Here is a 2,684-nt window from a genome sequence, read left to right on the forward strand (position 1 = left end):
ATTGATCGCGTGGTCTACACCGGCCATGACATCCTCAAAATCTTTGTTACCCCAATCTGCAAACAGGACTTCAGAAAATGCCTGTCCGTATCCGGAAGAACCACGAGGATTGATCAATAATACGGCATAGCCGTTAGCAGCATATAGCTGTGGAATAAAACTAAAGCTGTGTTCATATTGAGCAACAGGTCCACCATGGATCCAAAGAATAGTTGGTATCCTCTCATTTCCTTCATAATCAGCCGGAGTTACCATAAAGCCTTCTATCGGTGTGCCATCTTTACTGTTGAACCTGATCTCTTCCATTTGAGCCATTTTCTTTTGATCAATAAGGCTATCATTTACATGAGTAATTCGGTTCAGCTTGTTGTTTTTCCAGACGTGTATTTCATCTGGCCTGTCAAAGGTACCCTGTAAAGTAGCGATCAATTCATTTTGAATATCAAAACTACGAACACTCAAGTCTTCTGAAATGACTTTCTTTAGATTTCTTCCATTCGGTGAAACCGACACAAGTTGTGTTTCACCTCGATCTTCCAGCAAGAACCAGATATTTTTACCGTCTTCAGAAAATGTGGGTGAAGAGATATTTCGATCGAGGTCATCAAGTAGTATCCGCGAATTCCCATTACCATTTGCATCAGAAACAGTCAGTTTGTTGGTGGCATACCAGATGGCACTTGTATCTATGACCGATGTATGAACAATAGACGTTCCATCAGGACTCCAGGAAGGAGAAGAGTCACCGCCCCGGTTCTCTGTTATTTTAGTTAATTCTTTGTCGGGGTCATTTGCATCAACCACCCAAATATCACTGTTTACATTCCCGTCAGGATTTGAAGTTCGGTTACTGACAAAAGCGATCTTGTCTCCGTCGGGGCTCCAGGTTGCCTGAGAATCATCATGATCACCAAAAGTGAGTTGAACAGCAGCAGTATCACCGGGAGTAAATGTGTAAACATGAGTTCTGCGTCGATCCAGGTATCCTACATAATCACGTTTGAACTGGAGCCGGTCAATTACATAGGGCTCAGGTCGCTCTGATTCTTCTTTCTTATCCTTTATCATCAATAATAAGCGGTCACTTTTTGGGGACCACTCATAAGAGGATACTCCCTGTTCAATATCCGTGAGTTGTACTGCTTCCCCGCCTTTCATGTTTAAAGTCCAAACCTGTGTCTTTTCAACATCACCTCTTGAAGCCATGAACGAAAGGTATTTTCCGTCCGGACTCCATTTTGGACTGCTTGCAGAATATCCTTCAGCGGTCATTGGTAATGCTTCACCTCCTTCGGAAGGGCTCATCCATATGCGGGTTTCCCTGCTGTCATCCTCATAATCAGTTTCAGTTACCGTATAAGCGATCCATTTTCCGTCGGGACTGATGACCGGAGTTCCAACATCCTTTAATTTAAAATAGTCGTCTATTGAAAATTCAGCTTTGGACGTTTGTGCAACTGAATTTTTTGGGATAAAAATGGTTATTGAAAAAAGAAGGAGGTAGAAGGAAAAGTGCTTAAGTTTCATAGTTAGGAAGTTTTAGTAAGAGTATGATAGGTAGAATCTTGAACCATAAGGCCTTCTGAATATATAACAAATCAGAACTTATGCACTTAAAAAAATAATAAAGGAAGAATGGATTTTTAAAGCAGAGCCTGTTCATTCTCCATGGCAAAACGGACAAGTGAGGCTGTGTTCTTCAGATCAAGTTTCTTAAGCAGGTTGGTTCTGTGCTTTTCTACTGTGCGCGGACTGATGAACAATTTGGATGCAATTTCAGAGCTTGTAAGTCCTTCGGTAAGTAATCCAAGCACTTCTCGTTCTCTTTTGGTGATGGATTTGATGGGGTCGGGATGTTTCTTTTTGCGGGCTAACCTCTTGTATTCTTCAGTCATCATCTTTGAGAACTGTTTCCCGAGAAATCGTTCACCTTTAGCTACTTTTTGAGCCGCATCGATCAGTTCTAAATGGTGAGTTGATTTATGTATCAACCCAAAAGCACCGGAGTCTAAAAATTCGTGGAGTGTTTTTTGGTCGGTGTTATCAGCAAGCAGAAGGATATTGGCCTCCGGGTTTTTATCAATGATCTTTTTGGCAATGATAATACCTTCCATTTCGGGCATGGAAAAGGAGAGAATACATAATTTAGGTTTTACGCTTTCATAAGCGGTAAGAACCAAAGCTCCATTATCGATCTCACTGCAGATATTAAATGCACCGTGATCTCGCAAAATGGAACTTAATCCATATCTGAAAATTTCGTTGCCGTCGGCAACAATAGTATTGATGATATTCATTTTACCTCCCCAGGCAGAATGGTTTTTCTCCAACCCACTTGGAGAAAGGACAGATAATGTAGGTAAAAATAGGGTAAGTTCGCCAATTTAATTTACGGGGAGGGTTTTTGGCTGAGATCGGGTTTGATCTCAGTTCGGGGCTTCCCCGGAAGAAAGAAAAAGTCTTCATTTCAATGCTCTTAAATACCGTTTATTGACCAATAAATGCAGATTTAAGTTTTACTTTGAATGGGTATAGAGAAGGTAGATGAAAGATTTGTTTGCCGGATCTTTCTTTTTTCGAGGTATCAGGTTCAAGAAAAGAGACACAGAAAGGGGCTAGCATGGCTTAGGTAACCATCTATAATCCCATACTATTTCCTGCTCGATACCAAGGCCAGCGATGAC

General features: G+C 41.2%; 2 protein-coding genes. Both read right to left on the reverse strand.

The genetic code is table 11. The features are described from left to right. Nucleotides 1–1,527: S9 family peptidase (locus VFM80_RS02760; protein WP_395069319.1), on the reverse strand; the 1,527-nt coding region annotated here is incomplete at its 3' end. Between the two features lie 116 nt (nucleotides 1,528–1,643). After that, nucleotides 1,644–2,297: a LuxR C-terminal-related transcriptional regulator gene (locus tag VFM80_RS02765; RefSeq protein WP_395069321.1), complete on the reverse strand. Its 654-nt coding sequence runs from the start codon at nucleotides 2,295–2,297 to the stop codon at nucleotides 1,644–1,646. Nucleotides 2,298–2,684: the final 387 nt, after the last annotated feature.

It is taken from the genome of Gracilimonas sp. (assembly GCF_035704785.1).
Classification (GTDB): domain Bacteria; phylum Bacteroidota; class Rhodothermia; order Balneolales; family Balneolaceae; genus Gracilimonas.

Excerpts from the sequence above, each read along its gene's own strand:
- VFM80_RS02765 (WP_395069321.1), bottom strand. The coding sequence starts at position 2,297 with ATGAATATCATCAATACTATTGTTGCCGACGGCAACGAAATTTTCAGA.